The 16,555-nt window shown below is 47.3% G+C and carries 11 protein-coding genes; 2 read left to right on the plus strand and 9 right to left on the minus strand.

The window, feature by feature from the left end; translation table 11 throughout:
• Positions 1-45: 45 nt before the first annotated feature.
• Positions 46-1,437: an asparagine--tRNA ligase gene (gene asnS, locus S1OALGB6SA_RS01000; protein WP_124032261.1), complete on the plus strand. Its 1,392-nt coding sequence runs from the start codon at positions 46-48 to the stop codon at positions 1,435-1,437.
• A 186-nt stretch (positions 1,438-1,623) separates the two neighbouring features.
• A complete protein-coding gene (locus S1OALGB6SA_RS01005; protein ID WP_124032262.1) occupies positions 1,624-2,523 on the plus strand; it encodes a nucleotidyltransferase family protein in 900 nt (299 codons plus the stop codon).
• Here S1OALGB6SA_RS01005 and aspS read toward each other — a convergent pair.
• The 9 genes from aspS to S1OALGB6SA_RS09990 all read right to left on the minus strand — a co-directional run.
• Positions 2,515-3,789: an aspartate--tRNA(Asn) ligase gene (gene aspS, locus S1OALGB6SA_RS01010; RefSeq protein ID WP_124032263.1), complete on the minus strand. Its 1,275-nt coding sequence runs from the start codon at positions 3,787-3,789 to the stop codon at positions 2,515-2,517. The two genes, S1OALGB6SA_RS01005 and aspS, sit on opposite strands and share 9 nt — an antisense overlap.
• 79 nt (positions 3,790-3,868) lie before the next feature.
• A complete protein-coding gene (gene gatB, locus S1OALGB6SA_RS01015) occupies positions 3,869-5,296 on the minus strand; it encodes an Asp-tRNA(Asn)/Glu-tRNA(Gln) amidotransferase subunit GatB (RefSeq protein ID WP_230204335.1) in 1,428 nt (475 codons plus the stop codon).
• Positions 5,293-6,687, minus strand: a complete 1,395-nt coding sequence (locus tag S1OALGB6SA_RS01020; RefSeq protein ID WP_124032264.1) for an amidase family protein — start codon at positions 6,685-6,687, stop codon at positions 5,293-5,295. The genes gatB and S1OALGB6SA_RS01020 overlap by 4 nt, the downstream gene beginning before the upstream one ends.
• Before the next feature lie 10 nt (positions 6,688-6,697).
• A complete protein-coding gene (gene gatC, locus S1OALGB6SA_RS01025; RefSeq protein WP_037562429.1) occupies positions 6,698-6,976 on the minus strand; it encodes an Asp-tRNA(Asn)/Glu-tRNA(Gln) amidotransferase subunit GatC in 279 nt (92 codons plus the stop codon).
• A gap of 102 nt (positions 6,977-7,078) precedes the next feature.
• A complete protein-coding gene (locus tag S1OALGB6SA_RS01030; RefSeq protein WP_037562430.1) occupies positions 7,079-8,500 on the minus strand; it encodes a glutamate synthase subunit beta in 1,422 nt (473 codons plus the stop codon).
• Complete coding sequence (gene gltB, locus S1OALGB6SA_RS01035) at positions 8,500-13,026, minus strand: glutamate synthase large subunit (protein WP_124032265.1); 4,527 nt, start codon at positions 13,024-13,026, stop codon at positions 8,500-8,502. The genes S1OALGB6SA_RS01030 and gltB overlap by 1 nt, the downstream gene beginning before the upstream one ends.
• A 212-nt stretch (positions 13,027-13,238) precedes the next feature.
• A complete protein-coding gene (gene pyrG / locus S1OALGB6SA_RS01040; RefSeq protein WP_037562431.1) occupies positions 13,239-14,846 on the minus strand; it encodes a CTP synthase in 1,608 nt (535 codons plus the stop codon).
• A gap of 46 nt (positions 14,847-14,892) precedes the next feature.
• Positions 14,893-15,903, minus strand: coding sequence for a DUF128 domain-containing protein (locus S1OALGB6SA_RS01045; protein WP_230204338.1), 1,011 nt, complete (start codon positions 15,901-15,903; stop codon positions 14,893-14,895).
• A 342-nt stretch (positions 15,904-16,245) separates the two neighbouring features.
• On the minus strand, positions 16,246-16,555 hold a 310-nt coding region (locus S1OALGB6SA_RS09990), incomplete at its 5' end, for a beta propeller repeat protein (protein WP_230204336.1).

Genomic DNA, 16,555 nt, shown 5'->3' on the forward strand with positions numbered 1-16,555 from the left:
AGCCGGACTTGACGGGATCGTCTGGGCAACCTAGTGTTAGAATCTATGGTTCGAAACTCAGTTTCGTCGCTGCTCGCCGGCCCCGACGACGGACGCTATGCTATTGTGGTAGGGTGGATACGCACAAAACGGCAGAGTAAGAACACTATCTTTTTCGAAGTCAACGACGGCTCCTGTCTAGCCAACCTGCAGATTGTTGTCGATAAGAGCGGCGACGTTATAGACGGAAAACAGAGCCAGCACTTGCTAAACGGCGCAAGTATCATAGCAGAAGGCCAAATACTTCCATCAGAAGGCAAGGAACAGGAAATTGAGCTAATCGCCAGGAAGATGCGCCTGATTGGTGAAGTGTCACCGAGCTATCCATTGCAAAAAAAACGTCATTCATTTGAATTTCTTCGCGATAATGCACACCTGCGTCCAAGAACAAATACCTTTGGAGCCATAACTCGTGTTCGCAATGCTCTTTCAGTCGCTATCCATGGTTTTTTTCAAAAACGTGAATTTCTTTGGATTCAAACTCCGATTATCACAGGCAATGATGCCGAAGGCGCCGGCAACTTGTTTCAAGTAAGCACATTGGATTATTCTTCACCCCCCCGAAACGATTCCGGCAGCGTAGACTACCAGAAGGATTTCTTTGGCAAGAAAACTTATCTCACCGTTAGCGGTCAGCTGCAACTGGAAAATTTCGCATGCTCCATGGGCAAAGTTTATACTTTCGGGCCAACCTTCCGAGCAGAAAATTCCAACACCTCACGGCACCTCTCTGAGTTCTGGATGATTGAACCGGAAATGGCATTCTGTGAATTAGAAGAGAATAGAGAACTCGCCGAGAGCTTGATTAAAGAACTTCTAAGTCAAGTACTTGAGCGGTGTCCCGATGAGATGGAACTGTTTGACAGATGGGTTTCCAAAGGCACAATTGACAATTTGAAGCAAGTGATTGATAAGCCATTTATCCATCTTACATATAGTGAAGCTATTCGAGAGCTGAAAAAAGCGCCGATTGACTGGGAATACCCGCCAGCCTGGGGACTGGATTTGCAAGCCGAACACGAACGCTATCTCTGTGAGGAACTTATCAAGGGACCGCTGACACTCACTGACTACCCCAAAGAGATAAAAGCCTTCTATATGAAACAAAATGACGATGGTGATACAGTTAGGGCGATGGACATACTGGTTCCACGTCTGGGAGAGATAATAGGGGGAAGTCAGAGAGAAGATGATTTTGTGAAGCTAAGGGACAGGATGAAACAAATGGGAATGGATATGAGTGAATATAGCTGGTATCTTGATTTGCGTCGTTATGGCTCGGTTCCACACAGCGGGTTTGGGTTGGGTTTTGAACGCTTGGTTCAGTATATTACGGGGATGCAAAATATCAGGGATGTAGTCCCATTTCCTCGCAGCCCCAAAGCTATCGCCTTCTAATTATCATATCTTACTCATTGGCTTTCGAGCACCGCAACGGAGCTCCGGAGAACCGCATGATGAGGATAGAAGTCTCGAAAATGGAAACACATAACGCAATGCCTTCCCTTGAACGGGAACGAGGAAAACGACAAAAGCTCCCTGGGTTGAATTGATTACCAAATTCATTCTATTCTTTTTGGAAGAATGGAAGCCACTCTGATAATCATGGCGGCCGGAATAGGCAGCCGCTATGGCGGGACAAAACAGATAGACCCTGTAGGCCCAAATGGTGAGATTATCCTTGATTACTCGGTTTATGATGCTATTCAGGCCGGTTTTCACAGGGTGGTTCTGATTATTCGAAAAGACATTGATGCTGAATTTCGCAGGGATATCGTATCGAGATTCCAGGACAAAATTCGTGTAGATTACGTTTATCAGGAACTTCAGGACATTCCTCAGGGATTCTTGGTTCCACCGGATAGAAAAAAACCCTGGGGCACCGGGCATGCAATTCTATCCTGTGCAAAACTTGTTCGAGGCCCGTTTGTAGTGATTAACGCGGATGACTTCTACGGCCCACAGGCATTCAAGGAGGGTTTGCGGGGATTGTACAAGCTAGACCCATCCAAGCCTTCAGGTTTCCTTGTTGTATACAGACTAGCCAATACACTGAGCTCCCATGGATATGTTACCCGCGGCGTTTGTGAATCCAAATCAGGAAATCTCAGTCGCATAACAGAAAGATTCAAAATCGGAAGGAATAAGACAGGACAAATCGAGTATATTGAAGGTGATGTCGGCCATGAAATTGGCCCCGACGAGTTAGTATCAATGAATTTTTGGGGATTCTCGCCAGCATTGTTGCCGATGCTTGAGTCCAGATTTGCCAGCTTCCTGGGAAAACACAAAAATATGACAAAAAGCGAATTCCTCATTCCCGCCGAAATCGACGCACTTAGAAAGGCAAATCAGATAACGATAAAGGTGCTGCCAACCGATTCCATGTGGTTCGGAGTAACCTATCCGGAAGACAAAGCGCTTGTAAAAGCATCCCTTGCCTCGCTTGTTCAAGAAGGCAAGTATAAATCGCCGCTATGGTGAAATTCGTTTGCGATCTCTCGGAAACAATGTGGCCTCCTTGACATTCGCCAAACTCAAAATCTTCTGGGTAATGCGTTCCAAACCGATAGCGAAACCACCATGTGGCGGACAGCCGTACCTGAATATATCAACATAGGAACCAAGCTCGGATTCCACCATCCCGAACTTTGGCAGCGCCTCTTTCAGCATCGAATAGTCATTTATGCGTCGCCCGCCGGTAGTAATCTCCAAGCCGCGAAATAGCAAGTCGAAACTCATTGTTTTCTGCCCAATGGGATAGGTGTAAAAGGGACGCTTGCGTCGTGGGAATTCGTTTATGAAAATCATAGGTATACCCATCTCCCTATCCGCCCAATCACAGAGAATTCTTTCAGCCTCTGGGTTTATATCGATGACTCTTGTGCCGCTTCCCTTTTTAACTATACCTTTTGCTTCCTCGTAGGTGATTATTGGAATTTTTGCACACGAATCTGGATTAGGCAGTGTGGCATTCCAGGCACTAAGGTCTGATTGGTTTTCCCTGGCTATGACTTCGAAGAGATAGGCCATGAAGTCGCGTTCTATTTCCATTAAAGGCTTTTCAGAGTCGATAAAGCCCATTTCGACATCAAGGGAAACATACTCATTTATGTGTCTAGGTGTTTCATGCTTCTCGGCGCGATAAGCATGGCCAATTTCGAAAACTCTCTCCAAACCACTTGCAACCATGGTTTGTTTGTATAACTGTGGAGACTGCGCCAGATAGGCAGTTCTGCCAAAATAGTCCATAGAAAAAAGATTTGTGCCACCCTCGGAACCGCCGCCAATGATCTTGCTCGACTTTATTTCCGTGAAATCCTCGCCACGGAAGAAGTCGCCAAAGGCTCTTATGCAAGTAGCCTGAACTCGAAAGATAGAGAGTAACTTGGGATTGCGAACACTGATCATCCTGTTATCCAGTATGGTTTCCAATCCCAGAACCTCCGGATCCTGATTCACGGCAATTGGAAGATTTTGCTCGGCTTCCGAAAGCACCTCGTATTCCTGTAAAAGAATTTCACGGCCTCCCGGGGCCTTTGCATTGTCGCTTAGTTTCCCGCGTGCACGGATAACTGATTCAAGATTCAGGTTGAACTCGGAATCTCTAACTAGTTGGATGAAACCGGAACGATCGCGGAGTATAATGAATACGATGCCTCCCAGATTGCGCACCCGATGAACCCATCCGGCCACCTCCACGGTAATTCCACTCCTTTTCAGAGCTTCGGCACAGAGAATTCTTTCCATGATTATTCATTCCTCAGATTAGATTGTTTCTGGCGCATATTAGCACAACCATCAACTTGGGGAACAGCCAAAGAGGGGCCTAACCTATCCGTTCGTCAAGAATCTTCTTTGCAAGCTCTGGTGCAGCCTTCCCATTGGAGACGCGCATAATCTCACCCATCAACCAGCTCTTCTGTTTCGAATCTCCTCCGCTGATGATTTCAATTACATCCGGATTCTGACTTACTACCTGATCTACTATCTTACCAAGTTCATTCGGATCGCTGATTTGAAACCAGCCTTTTTTTTCAACAATCGATTCAGGATCGGCATCTTCTGAAAAAATATCTTTTAACACATTTTTGGCAATTTTCCCGCTGATACGTCCCTGATCGACTAAAGTCAGCAGGGAAGAAAATCTAGAAGCGTTTAACGGTGTATCCGCAAGAGTTCGCTTGTCTCGATTCAGCAGTTTCCTGACATCTGAGGAAAGCCAGGCGGCAACATTGCGTGCCGAAGCGCCAGATTTTACGGTGTCCTCAAATAAGGTGACCATGGCAATATCATTGTGAATAAACTCGGCCTGCTCAACTTTCAAGTCATATTCACTTTGGAGTCGTCGTTTCTTCGCCAGGGGTAATTCCACCAATTGATTCTCAATTCTTTTAAGGAATGCGGCATTGCTTACAAAGCTGGGCATATCCGGCTCTGGGAAATAACGGTAATCATCAGGAGTTTCCTTGCGCCTCATTGGCAAAGTTATATCGCGATTCTCATTCCAAAGCCGAGTTTCTTGAACTATTTCTCCACCGGAATTGAACAGCTTTGATTGGCGCTCTATTTCATAGCCTAGCGCAAGCCGAACAAAACGGGGAGAGTTCATGTTTTTAAGTTCAACCTTAGTTCCCAAACCTCTTCCAGGCAGATTGATGGAAATATTGGCATCGCACTTCATCGAGCCCTCCTCCATGTTCCCATCGCTCACTTTCAGATAGCGAACAAGACGCTGGAAGTCTCTTAAAAACAATTCGGCTTCCTCGCCTCTGGATAAATCTGGCTCAGTTACTATTTCAAGTAGGGGATAACCGGCGCGGTTATAATCAAGCAAAGTTGCATCGTTGGCGTGAATCATTTTTCCGGCGTCTTCTTCGAGGTGTACGTTGTGAATTCGAATTCTTTTGGCTCCGAGATCATTAAAATCAACCTCAATTGTCCCGCCAATGCCCACAGGATGATTGTGCTGAGATATCTGATAGTTTTTGGGCATATCCGGATAGAAGTAGTTCTTTCTTGCAAAAGAGATGCGATTCGACAAACGGCATCCAAGAGCTCTTGCTACAAGATAGCCATGTTCAATCGCACGCTCGTTGAGCAGCGGCAATGTCCCCGGATATCCGAGGCAGATTGGACAGATATTTGTATTCGGCTCATCGCCATAGTGTGCGGAACAAGGACAGAACATTTTCGACTCTGTTTTCAGGTGAATATGGATTTCAAGTCCAATGAAAATCTTCAGAGATGAATTCACCGCATCCTCTCTATTTCCAATGCACCGGGAGGAAACTGCACCGGAAATACTTCCGAGAAACCCCGGGCTATATCGAAGAGACTTTTTTCTCCGAATGCGGGCGCCACAAACTGTACGCCCGTTGGAAGGCCTCGATTTATCCCAATGGGTACCGAAAGAGCCGGCAGTCCCGCCAGGTTTGCAAGACAAGTGAAGATATCGGAAAGTCTCTGCTTATAGTTATCCATTTCCGAATCAGCTCTGAGAAAGGCTTGAGTAGGGAAAACAGGCATTAGCAGGAGAGGATAGTTTCTTAGGAGAACTCCCAATTCCTTCCTAATCAAGGTTCTCACCCTCTGCGCTTTGATGTAATACTGATCTTTGAACCCAGAGCGAAGAACATAAGTTCCAAGCAGGATTCGCAGCTTAACCTCGTCGCCAAACCCCCTGCTCCGTGCTTCTTTGATTAGATTTATCGGATTCTGAGAATATCCCGATCCACTGCCATAGCGAATTCCATCAAATCTTGCAAGATTCGCGCTGGCCTCGGCGTTAGCTATGGTATAATAGGAGGGAATAACAAATTTCAATGTCACTAAATTGACTTTCTCAACCACATATCCCCTTTCTCGCAGGATCTGTGCTGCCTGTGTGTATGCTTCAGCCACGGGAGTTTCAAGCATACCAGGGTCGATATCGAGCATGGCGATTTTTTTCACCTCGGAACCTGAAATATTGGTGCTGAACGAACTCTGATCGAACTCGTCTTCCGCATGCATCGTCTCGAATGCCGTCTCCAATAGACGGATATCCACGGCAAAAAGACCAATTACCTCCAGTGAAGAAGCATATGCGGTTAGGCCATAGCGCGAAATTGAGCCGTATGTCGGCTTGAAACCATAAATACCACAAAAATTTGCCGGCTGCCTGACCGAGCCCCCGGTATCACTGCCGACAGCAAGAGGTACTAGGCCGGCGGCAACAGCCGCGGCGCTTCCTCCGCTGGAACCGCCAGGGACACGCTGTAGATCCCAGGGATTAGAGGTTCTGCCAAGCGCGGAATGCTCATTAGAGGAACCCATACCGAATTCATCCATATTGGTTTTGCCAACAACCAAAGCGCCGGCATTTTCAAGCCGGCGAATCGCGGTCGCAGTATAAGGAGCAACGAAATTTTCGAGTATGCGTGAACCACACGTGAGCTTCCTTCCCCTAACCGCAATATTGTCCTTGACAGCCACGGGCACGCCTCCTAGAGGTTTTCGACCCAGTGCAGTCCAGTCCTGTTCCTCCAGTTTAAAACTTAGGAAACTACCAATCTTCTTATCAATCTCCCTAACTCTTTGAACATACTTATCTCGAACGTGAGGCTTATTGAGCGCAGAAAACCAGAGTTGCTTTACCGGGGGCATCAAAACCTCTCTATAAAACGTTGGGAATTAAGAAGAACCGATCGTCTAGCTCATTTGAGGCATCAAGAAGTGTATCGACATCTTTGAAAGGCTTCACCTCGTCTTTCCGTACCCTGTTTTTCACTACTGAAGCGTGGGTGGTAGGCTCCAGATTGTCGACAACCGCCGAAGACATGCTCAAGTACAACTTCCGCATCTGTTCTGCCTGTTTGACAAGCCGCTTCTTTTCGCCTTCGCTAAGTTTTAATGCGGCAAGCTCCGCAGTCACCGCCCACTCATCTTGTTCCATGGCATTTTATACCTGTCACTCAGAGAGCCTGTCAACAAGAGTTGACTCTTCATCGACCATCGATTGCTTTCACGCGACAATGTGGCTGAAAGGAGTAATGCTCTAATTCTTCATCAGCCAGCGATTAATCTCCTGCGCTGCCAATCTGCCGTGATTTAAGGCCCGCACAACCAACGATGCGCCAACATCAGCATCACCAGCGGCAAAAAGACCTTCAATACTTGTATGATAGTTATCAGTCCTTATATTGCCGCGTTCATCAAACTCGATAGCCTGATCAATCAGGGCTCGACTATGTTCAACATGCACAAATCCCATTGCCAGAAGCACAAGGTCTATATCCAAACTGAAATCACTCCCCGGAATCGCCCTGATACCTGGTCTTGCACCCTTAACTCCCGGCATCCATTCAATACGTCGAAAATTGCCCCTGTTCACCGCATTGTTTCTTCCCTCAAACGAGAGAGTCTCAATATTCCACTCGCGTTCACAGCCTTCCTTATGGCTTGAAGTAGTGCGCAGTATATTGGGCCAGTTCGGCCAGGAGGGATTCCAAGACTCGTTCCAAACCATCGGCTTGGGCATTATCTCATACTGGTAAACCTTTTTTGCGCCCTGTCGTCTGGCGGTACCTATACAGTCTGAACCCGTATCTCCACCGCCAATCACAAGAACTGTTTTGTCCTCAGCCTCGATACCGCCTTCCATCTCCCCACTTGCCCTGCGATTAGACTGGCTAAGGAAGTTCATGGCATAATGGATACCCCCAAGTTTTCTGCCAGGAACTGGAAGCTCGCGCGGCTGACTGGCACCAATTGCAAAGAGAATCGCATCATTTTTGTTCCGGAGGTAGCGAATGGAAATATCGTCGCCTATATGCACACCGGTTTCGAAAACAACTCCTTCGGCAAGTAACTGTGCTATGCGTCTGTCAATCACTCTCTTATCCAATTTGAAATCTGGAATTCCATAACGCAGAAGTCCGCCAATCTTCCGATTCTTTTCGAATAAGGATACTCTGTGTCCGGCTCTTCTCAGTTGCTGCGCCGCGGCTAGGCCCGCGGGTCCCGAACCAATCACCGCAACGGTTTTTCCAGACTCAATTCTGGGGGGTCTCGGCATTACCCAGCCCTCATCAAAGGCCTTTTCGATTATAGCTCGCTCATTTTGCTTGATGGTGACCGGCGCATCATTGATCGAGAGAGTGCATGATGTTTCACAGGGCGCCGGGCAAACACGGCCCGTAAACTCGGGAAAATTGTTAGTGATTTCCAGGCGTTCGAATGCCTCCTTCCATTGCCCGCGCCATATCGCATCGTTCCACTCCGGAATCAAATTTACAATCGGGCAACCGATGCTGTGGCAAAAGGGAGTGCCGCATTCCATGCATCTGCCGCCCTGCTCTACCAGTTCCTCGACAGTTTTGTCGATGGTAACTTCATTATAGTCGGTCAGTCTTATATCAACATCACGATATCTAAGTTCGCTTCTACCTGTTTCCAAAAAACCGTTAGTTTTCCCCATCAGATAAAAATCTCCTCAGTAATCGTTACGCTCTCTGTATTCTGAGTTTCCTGTTCCCGAATTAGCTCTAAGGCTCTCCGATACTCCAGAGGCATAACTCTGACAAAACTTGGAAGACTTTCATCCCAAGAGGCCAGTATCCTTGTTCCTACCAGGCTGTCCGTGTAAAACACATGTCTCTCTATGAGTGTGCGCAGCTTATTGATATCCTCATCTGAGACTATAGGCTCCACATCCACCATTTCAAGATTGCACCTGGTATCAAACAGATGATTCTCATCGTAGACATAGACAATTCCACCAGACATACCGGCGGCAAAATTTACACCAGTAGGACCAAGAACAACCACAACCCCTCCTGTCATATACTCACAACCGTGGTTGCCAACACCCTCAACAACCGCCGTAGCCCCAGAATTCCGAACACAAAATCTCTCGCCGGCGGTCCCGTTGATAAACGCCTCGCCGCCGGTGGCCCCAAAGAGACACACGTTCCCTGCGATAATATTTCTAAACCCAGAAAAGGTAGACCCATGTGACGGCATAAGTATCAGTCTGCCGCCAGAGAGACCCTTGCCAAAATAGTCGTTCGATTCGCCAATCAAATGGAAACTGATGCCCTTGGTTAGAAAGGCACCGAAACTCTGCCCGGCAGAACCTTCGAATTTCATGCGAATAGTGTCTTCCGGAAGTCCCTGGGATCCGTATTTTTTCGTAACCCAATAGCTAAGTGTGGCTCCGACAGTTCGATTGGAATTGCGTATCTTCCTTGTCATGGTGACTTTGGTTTGATGGTCAATGGCGGGCCGGCTCGCCTTCACCAGTTCAGAACCCAAAGAAAGACTCATATCCAACTCTTGACTCATAGTACAACGAAGTGGCTCGCCATCCACCTGCTCCGGTGGCATAAGTACTTTTGAAAAATCCAAGCCTCTTGCCCGATAGAATTCCACAGCTTCGTCAACCATTAACATGTCCACCCGGCCAATCATGTCATCAAGCCTTCGAAATCCCAGATCGGCCATGATAAGCCGGAGCTCTTCGGCCAAAAAAAGCATAAAATTTGCCAGATGCTCCGGTTTACCCTGAAACTTATTCCTCAATACTGAATTTTGCGTAGTGATTCCCACCGGGCAGGTATTTGTGTGGCAGGCCCTCATCATCACACATCCCAACGAAACAAGGGAGGCCGTCCCGAAACCATATTCCTCCGCGCCAAGTAAGGCCGCTATGGCAATATCCCGTCCGGTTTTGAGCTGGCCGTCGGTTTGCACTCTTATGCGACTTCGAAGTTTATTCATTACAAGAACCTGCTGGGTTTCTGCCAGGCCAATTTCCCACCAAGTACCGGCATACTTTATCGAACTAAGCGGAGAAGCGCCGGTTCCTCCGTCACAACCCGAGATAAGAACCATGTCGGCCTTCCCCTTAGCAACACCCGCCGCGATGGTGCCCACGCCCACCTCAGAAACGAGCTTAACAGAAACCCGGGCATTGGGATTCGCATTCTTCAGGTCAAATATTAATTGGGAAAGGTCTTCAATAGAATAAATATCGTGATGCGGCGGCGGGCTAATCAACATAACTCCCGGGGTGGTGATCCTAACTCTGGCGATTTGCTGGTTCACCTTGTGTCCAGGAAGCTGACCACCTTCTCCCGGTTTTGCACCCTGAGCCATTTTTATTTGCAGTTCCTCGCAGTTGGCAAGATATGCGGCATTCACCCCAAATCTCCCCGAAGCCACTTGCTTCGTATGGCTCATTCGATCTAAGCCATCGGGGCCTGCAACATATCTCCGTTCATCTTCCCCACCCTCTCCGGAATTGCTCCGAGCGCCCAGAAGATTCATGGCCATTGCAATCGTTTCGTGAGTTTCTAGACTTATCGATCCATATGACATAGCTCCGGTGGTAAAATTCTTTACTATCGACTCAGCGGATTCAACGTCGCTCAATCTTATTCGTGTTCCCTTCTTGAACTTAAAAAGCCCCCGAAGCGTGTTAAGACCACGCGCCCTGGAATTTACAATTTCAGAGAATCTTCTAAATGTATTGAAATCACTATTACGAACAGCCTCATGCAAGGTTACAACCGCTTCCGCGTCGAAGAGATGGCGATCGGTATTCACTCTTGTTGAATACTTACCGCCGGCAGGTAGACGATAATTGTAAACATCATCCGGCGCCCAGGACTGGCTGTGTCTCAACTGGGCATCCCGTTCTATATCCAGCAGTGAGAGTCCGCCTATGCGGCTGTAAGTGCCCGTAAAATACTTCTCTACAAGCTCTTCAGAGAGTCCAACGGCCTCAAAAATTTGTGCGCCTCTGTAACTTCGCAGTGTGGAAATTCCCATTTTCGACATCACTTTGAGCAAGCCTTTCTTAATCGCGGTTATGTAGTTTTCCATCGCGTGCTGTAAAGAAAGGTTTTTGGGAAGATAGCCCATATCGCGAATTTCGCTTAGCGACTCAAAAACTAGGTAGGGATTAATCCCGCTGCAACCATAGCCAATGAGGGTTGCGAAATGATGTACCTCCCGCACTTCGCCGGATTCCAGCAGAAGTCCCGCCAGATGTCGTTTGCCCCCGCGAATCAAGTAGTGATGAATCGCGGAAACGGCCAGCAAAGCGGGTATAGCCATATTTGTCTCATCCAGATTCCGATCGGACAGGATGACAAGCGAAGCTCCTCCATCAATTTCTTTCTCCACAGACGTGCATAACTTGGCAAGCGCTTTTTCCATTCTCCCAGCGGAGCCCTTAGAGGGAAAAAGCAGGCTGACCGTCCGAACTCTGAAATTCTCGAGCTCAACCTCCCTAAGATATCTGATGTCATCGTTGGTAAGCACTGGATGGGCTAATTTGAGCTGCCTACAGTGTTGAGGAGTTTCTGCTAGCAGATTGCGCTCCCACCCAATGAAGCTCATCAACGACATAACAAGATTCTCCCTGTAGGGATCGATTGGCGGATTGGTTACCTGGGCGAAATGCTGGCGAAAAAAATCGTAGAGCAATACGGGTGTTTGAGACAGCACCGGAGGGGGACTGTCGTTGCCCATCGAACCTACGGGTTCCTGTCCGTTAACGGCCATAGGTACAATTATTCTCTGGATATCCTCATAGGAATAACCAAAGGCTCTCAATGTGTGCTGCAGGCTTTCAGGATTGTATTTTGTATCTCTGGGAGTCTCCAACAAGCCGGCTAGTTCGATTTTTTCTTCGCTCAACCATCGGCGATATGGGCTTCTACGACTGATACGGCTCTTCACCTCGTTATCATGGACTATGCGGCTTGCCATAGTGTCCACAACAAAGATTTTCCCCGGGGCTAGACGACCCTTTTTCAATACATTGCCCGGCTCCACGTCGATAACCCCGGTTTCGGAAGCCATAATTACCATGCCGTCCTTGGTTACTGTGTATCGGCCAGGCCTTAATCCATTGCGATCCAGAGTTGCGCCGATACGAGTTCCATTGGTAAAAGCTATTGCCGCAGGTCCGTCCCAGGGCTCCATTATGGCCGCATGATATTCATAGAACGCCCGCTTATCCTCGGACATATGGTATTTGCTTCCGAAGGCCTCGGGAATCATCATCATCATGGAATGCTCCATTGTCCTACCTGATTGGGTAAGAAGTTCGAATACGTTGTCAAATATCTCCGAATCGCTGGACTCCGGGTTTGCAATCGGAAACAATTCCTGCAACTCGTCGCCGAAGAATTCCGATGATAAGCTGGTTTCTCTGGCATACATTGTGTTCAAGTTTCGCCTCAAAGTGTTGATTTCACCATTATGGGCGATATACCTAAACGGTTGTGCCAGAGGCCAGGATGGAAAGGTGTTTGTACTATACCGTTGATGAACCATGGCCAAGGCGCTCACCACATCCTCATTTTGCAGATCGAGATAGAAGGTTAGAAACTGTGATCCTACAAACATCCCCTTATACACTATTGTTTTTGAGGAAAGAGAGCAGAGATAGTACTGCTCGGTTTCATAGCCCATGCCCAAACCGGCATTCGCCAGACGTTTTCTTAGTACGTAAAGAGATCGTTCAAGTGAGTCTCCCACCAGGTTTTTCTTCTTCACGAAAAACTGATTAATGTATGGCATCGATTTCCGTGAAAGCTCGCCAAGACAGCCAGGGTTCGTGGGAACCTCTCTCCAACCCAGGAACTCCCAGCCTTTATCGAGGCATACCGACTCGGTTACTTCAACGGCTTTATGGCGTTCCTTTTCATCTCGAGGAAGAAAAATCATTCCAACTCCATATTCACCTTCCGAAGGTAGTTCGAAAGAGGCAGCCGCCTGTAAAAACTTATGGGGTGTCTGGAGTAGCATTCCGGCCCCATCTCCAGTTTTCAAATCAGCGCTCACAGCTCCACGATGACTCAAATTGCAGAGTATCTGTACACCCTTCTCTACAATATCATGACTTCTCAGACCGTTTATCCGAACGATAAACCCAACACCACAGGCATCGTGTTCCTGTGTGGAACAATAAAGACCGCGAGTTCTTATCAATTACTATCTCCTTGAAATACTGAATTAGCGGCGGCACTCGCAGATTGCGGCAAGTAATTGCCATAAATACTAAAAGGACGCAGGATGAATGTCAAGAAAGCTGAGGTATATTATTTTCCACTTAGCCAATCGATAAGTACAAGAACTAATTGATGGCCGATTAGTTACAATGGGCGAAAGTCGCTTTCATACCTACTCTGAAAACCCCGGAGTCATGTGCGCATCATATCCACTGCCGCGGCAATGAAATCTCGAAACAAGTAGCCAGTCTGCAGAGGGGTGGAGCTGAATTCCGGATGGAATTGAATACCGACGGCCCAGGGATGATTGGGCCACTCCGCAGATTCAATCAGCTGTCCATCTGGTGTAAAGGCGGAAAAAATCAGTCCCGATTTCTCAAGCACCGTCCTGTATCTGTTATTTACCTCGTAGCGGTGGCGATGGCGTTCAAAGATGCTCTTCTTACCGTAGGCGGCATATATCCGGCTACCCTCAACAGTCACTGATTCACCCCTGCCCAGGCGCATAGTCCCGCCATACTGCGTGATATCAACCTGATCTTCCAACAATACAATTACATTGTGAGGGCTATTCGGTTCGAACTCTCCACTGTCGGCATCTTTCAAACCAGCCACATTGCGAGCCCACTCGATTACCTGAATCTGCATCCCCAGGCAGATACCCAGAAAAGGAATCCGCTGTTCTCGCGCCAAACGAGCGCTATCTATCATGCCGGATATACCTCTCTGGCCGAATCCTCCAGGTATAATAAGGCCATTTACTCCGGCAAGTGCTTTCTCTGTTTCCTCTGGCGAAGTCAAGTTCTCTGAATCAATTTTCCTAATTTTGATTCTGACGGCATTGAATATAGCCCCATGAATCAATGATTCATCAATCGATTTATAGGAGTCTTCCAAGTCGATGTACTTGCCAACCATGGCAATTTCCACGGTTTCCTTAGCATTTTTCCAGGTGTCGGAAACTCTCTGCCAATTGCCAAAAGTATCCTTGCTGCAATCTAATGAAAGCCGTTCACATACTATCTTATCCAGTCCCTGAGCCCTATATATAATCGGGATATCATAAATTATTGTGCTTACATCATGAGCAGAGAAGACACATTCGTAATCGACATTGGTGAAGCTGGCAATTTTATGTTTCATGTCATCGCTCATCTCAGTTGCAATACGGCAGAGAAGAATATCTGGCTGAATACCTATTTCCCGCAAGGCTTTAACCGAATGTTGAGTGGGTTTGGTTTTAAGTTCGCCACCAGATACAGTTGGAATTAACGATACATGCACGCTAAGCGCATTGCGTCGCGAGCTTTCTTGAATAATCTGTCTGACTGCCTCTAGAAATGGTATTGATTCAATGTCTCCAACTGTGCCTCCGATTTCCACAATAGTGACATCGGTGTTCTTTTTCTCACCAAGCAGATATATTCTTCGTTTGATTTCATCAGTGATATGCGGAACTACCTGGACGCATTTTCCAAGATAATCTCCCTTTCGTTCTTTCCGAATTACTTCCTGATATATCTGGCCGGTAGTAATAGAATTCGCGGCGTAGAGGGGGGATTTAGTAAATCTGGCGTAGTTGCCCAAATCAAGATCTGTTTCAGCGCCATCGTCGGTTACAAACACTTCGCCATGCTGGAAGGGACTCATAGTTCCCGCATCAACATTGAGATAGGGATCTATCTTCACCATGCAAACAGACAGACCGCGACTCTCGAGTAGACTCCCAAGGGAAGATGCCGCCACGCCTTTTCCGAGACTGGAGCATACTCCACCAGTAACAAATATGTATTTCCTCATGGGATTTCATTATTCATCTCTCCCACTTCGAAGGTCAACGTTGCAGTTATTTTTTCAATTGAGATAAACGTTTTGTCAGCTCTTCGTAGTGAAACAACTTCGAATAATCAATTAAGCCCGATAGCGCGCTTGATTCTATTGGAATCCCCTTTTCCCCAAGGGGTGCGGTTGCGTTGAGCCCGCCGGCAATCACTAGTCCGACGCGCTTGTCGCCCACTGGGATTCCAAGCAGGGATTGACTTGGATAGCCAAGTTTCAAGAATCCTCCAAGCCCGCGACTCTTAAGCAGCGAATCTATTTCAATTGTTTTCTCGCGGGCGGCTATGGGAATCTCTCTAAAACTGGCCCCTATCTGCCCTTCCCCGTTAATACAGGCCGAAAGTATGCTTGTCATCCCACTGGATATGTAGATTTCAAGTGGGTCTAGACTGGTGCCGTCGTAGTGGATTATTGCAGTAAACCGGCTGGGTGCGCCATTGATAATTTCCAGTAGTCCGCCGAAGATGCTTCTAATCGGTATGCCCGCTTTTATTAGTGCGCCATTGAGGGTTATCGCACATACAGTTCCAATACCGATTTTCCCCTGCGTTACGAAACAGTCACCAATCCTCTCACCCTCGTCGAAGAGACACATCAGGGTGCCATGGGCTAGGCCGGATGAAAAGACAGGGGACACGGAATCCGAAATAACATCTCTATAGTGTTTATCGATAGTCGAGAAGTTGATCAGAACAGTGCCTTGAGCGCTGGAAGGATCAAAGTTCATCTTGCAGGTCATTTCATCTATTTTTGCGGAGAGATAGCCAACTTGATGGTAAACGTGTGCCTTAGTGAGTTCCTCGCGACCCCTGGTGGTTAGAAATCGCCCTTTCTTTTCTTTGTACTCAGTCAGGCCGTGACTATCGAGTACTTGCAAATGAAATCGAACTGTTCTCTCACTGATTTCAATTCCCTTGGATAGTAGTTGTTCGTGAATCTTTCCGCTGGACAGTGGAAATTCGGACTCTCTCAGAGTTTTCATTATCAGTAAACGCTTGTGCTCTACCTCACTGTTCATCACCAGAAAGCTTAACTGGCCATTTATTCATTGTCAATTTCCGCTTCCGGACGCTGGGGGTCGAGTACAATGTGAGTCAGTGGATTTTGCCTGAAAATTCTTCACCAACCTCTTCTTTTCCCAACAATTAAGACCTAAAACCTGTCCTCAACTCTCATCTGTTTCAACCTGAATCGGTCATGGCTTTGCCACGTAGACTTTGTGTCTTGATGTCAGAAGTAAAGGAAGACACATCAATCCTTATGTTCAAACTGGATTCCCGGTTCCAAAGGTTTTTTATCTTCCATCCACTTCAAATTAGAAAAAGGCGGAGTTATGCACCGCAGTTCGTATTCAATCGGTTTAATACCAGGGATTAACCGTGCCATAGATGTATTCCCCATTTACCACAGCGATAATTCTAGACCCATCAGGAAGCATTGCAATGGAATCCCAGTTCCTATTTCCCGCAATTGTAGAATTGATATCGCTCTGGTCCATCCAAGTAGCTCCCGAATCAGTTGAGGTATACAGATGGCCTCTCCACGCACCTGCGGTCAGTTTGGATCCATCGGAAGACATCGCAATTGTATTCCAGTTCTTGTCCCCCGCAATTGTTGAATCGGAAATACTGCGATCTGTCCAGGTGACTCCCGAATCAGTGGAAGTATAC

It is taken from the genome of Olavius algarvensis spirochete endosymbiont, from assembly GCA_900608495.1.
GTDB lineage: Bacteria > Spirochaetota > Spirochaetia > DSM-2461 > DSM-2461 > UBA2779.

Coding starts and splice junctions, on each gene's coding strand:
- S1OALGB6SA_RS01045 (WP_230204338.1), bottom strand. CDS start 15,903: ATGAACAGTGAGGTAGAGCACAAGCGTTTACTGATAATGAAAACTCTG.
- pyrG (WP_037562431.1), bottom strand. CDS start 14,846: ATGAGGAAATACATATTTGTTACTGGTGGAGTATGCTCCAGTCTCGGA.
- S1OALGB6SA_RS01020 (WP_124032264.1), bottom strand. CDS start 6,687: ATGCCCCCGGTAAAGCAACTCTGGTTTTCTGCGCTCAATAAGCCTCAC.
- aspS (WP_124032263.1), bottom strand. CDS start 3,789: ATGGAAAGAATTCTCTGTGCCGAAGCTCTGAAAAGGAGTGGAATTACC.
- gatC (WP_037562429.1), bottom strand. CDS start 6,976: ATGGAACAAGATGAGTGGGCGGTGACTGCGGAGCTTGCCGCATTAAAA.
- S1OALGB6SA_RS01030 (WP_037562430.1), bottom strand. CDS start 8,500: ATGGGGAAAACTAACGGTTTTTTGGAAACAGGTAGAAGCGAACTTAGA.
- S1OALGB6SA_RS01005 (WP_124032262.1), top strand. CDS start 1,624: ATGGAAGCCACTCTGATAATCATGGCGGCCGGAATAGGCAGCCGCTAT.
- asnS (WP_124032261.1), top strand. CDS start 46: ATGGTTCGAAACTCAGTTTCGTCGCTGCTCGCCGGCCCCGACGACGGA.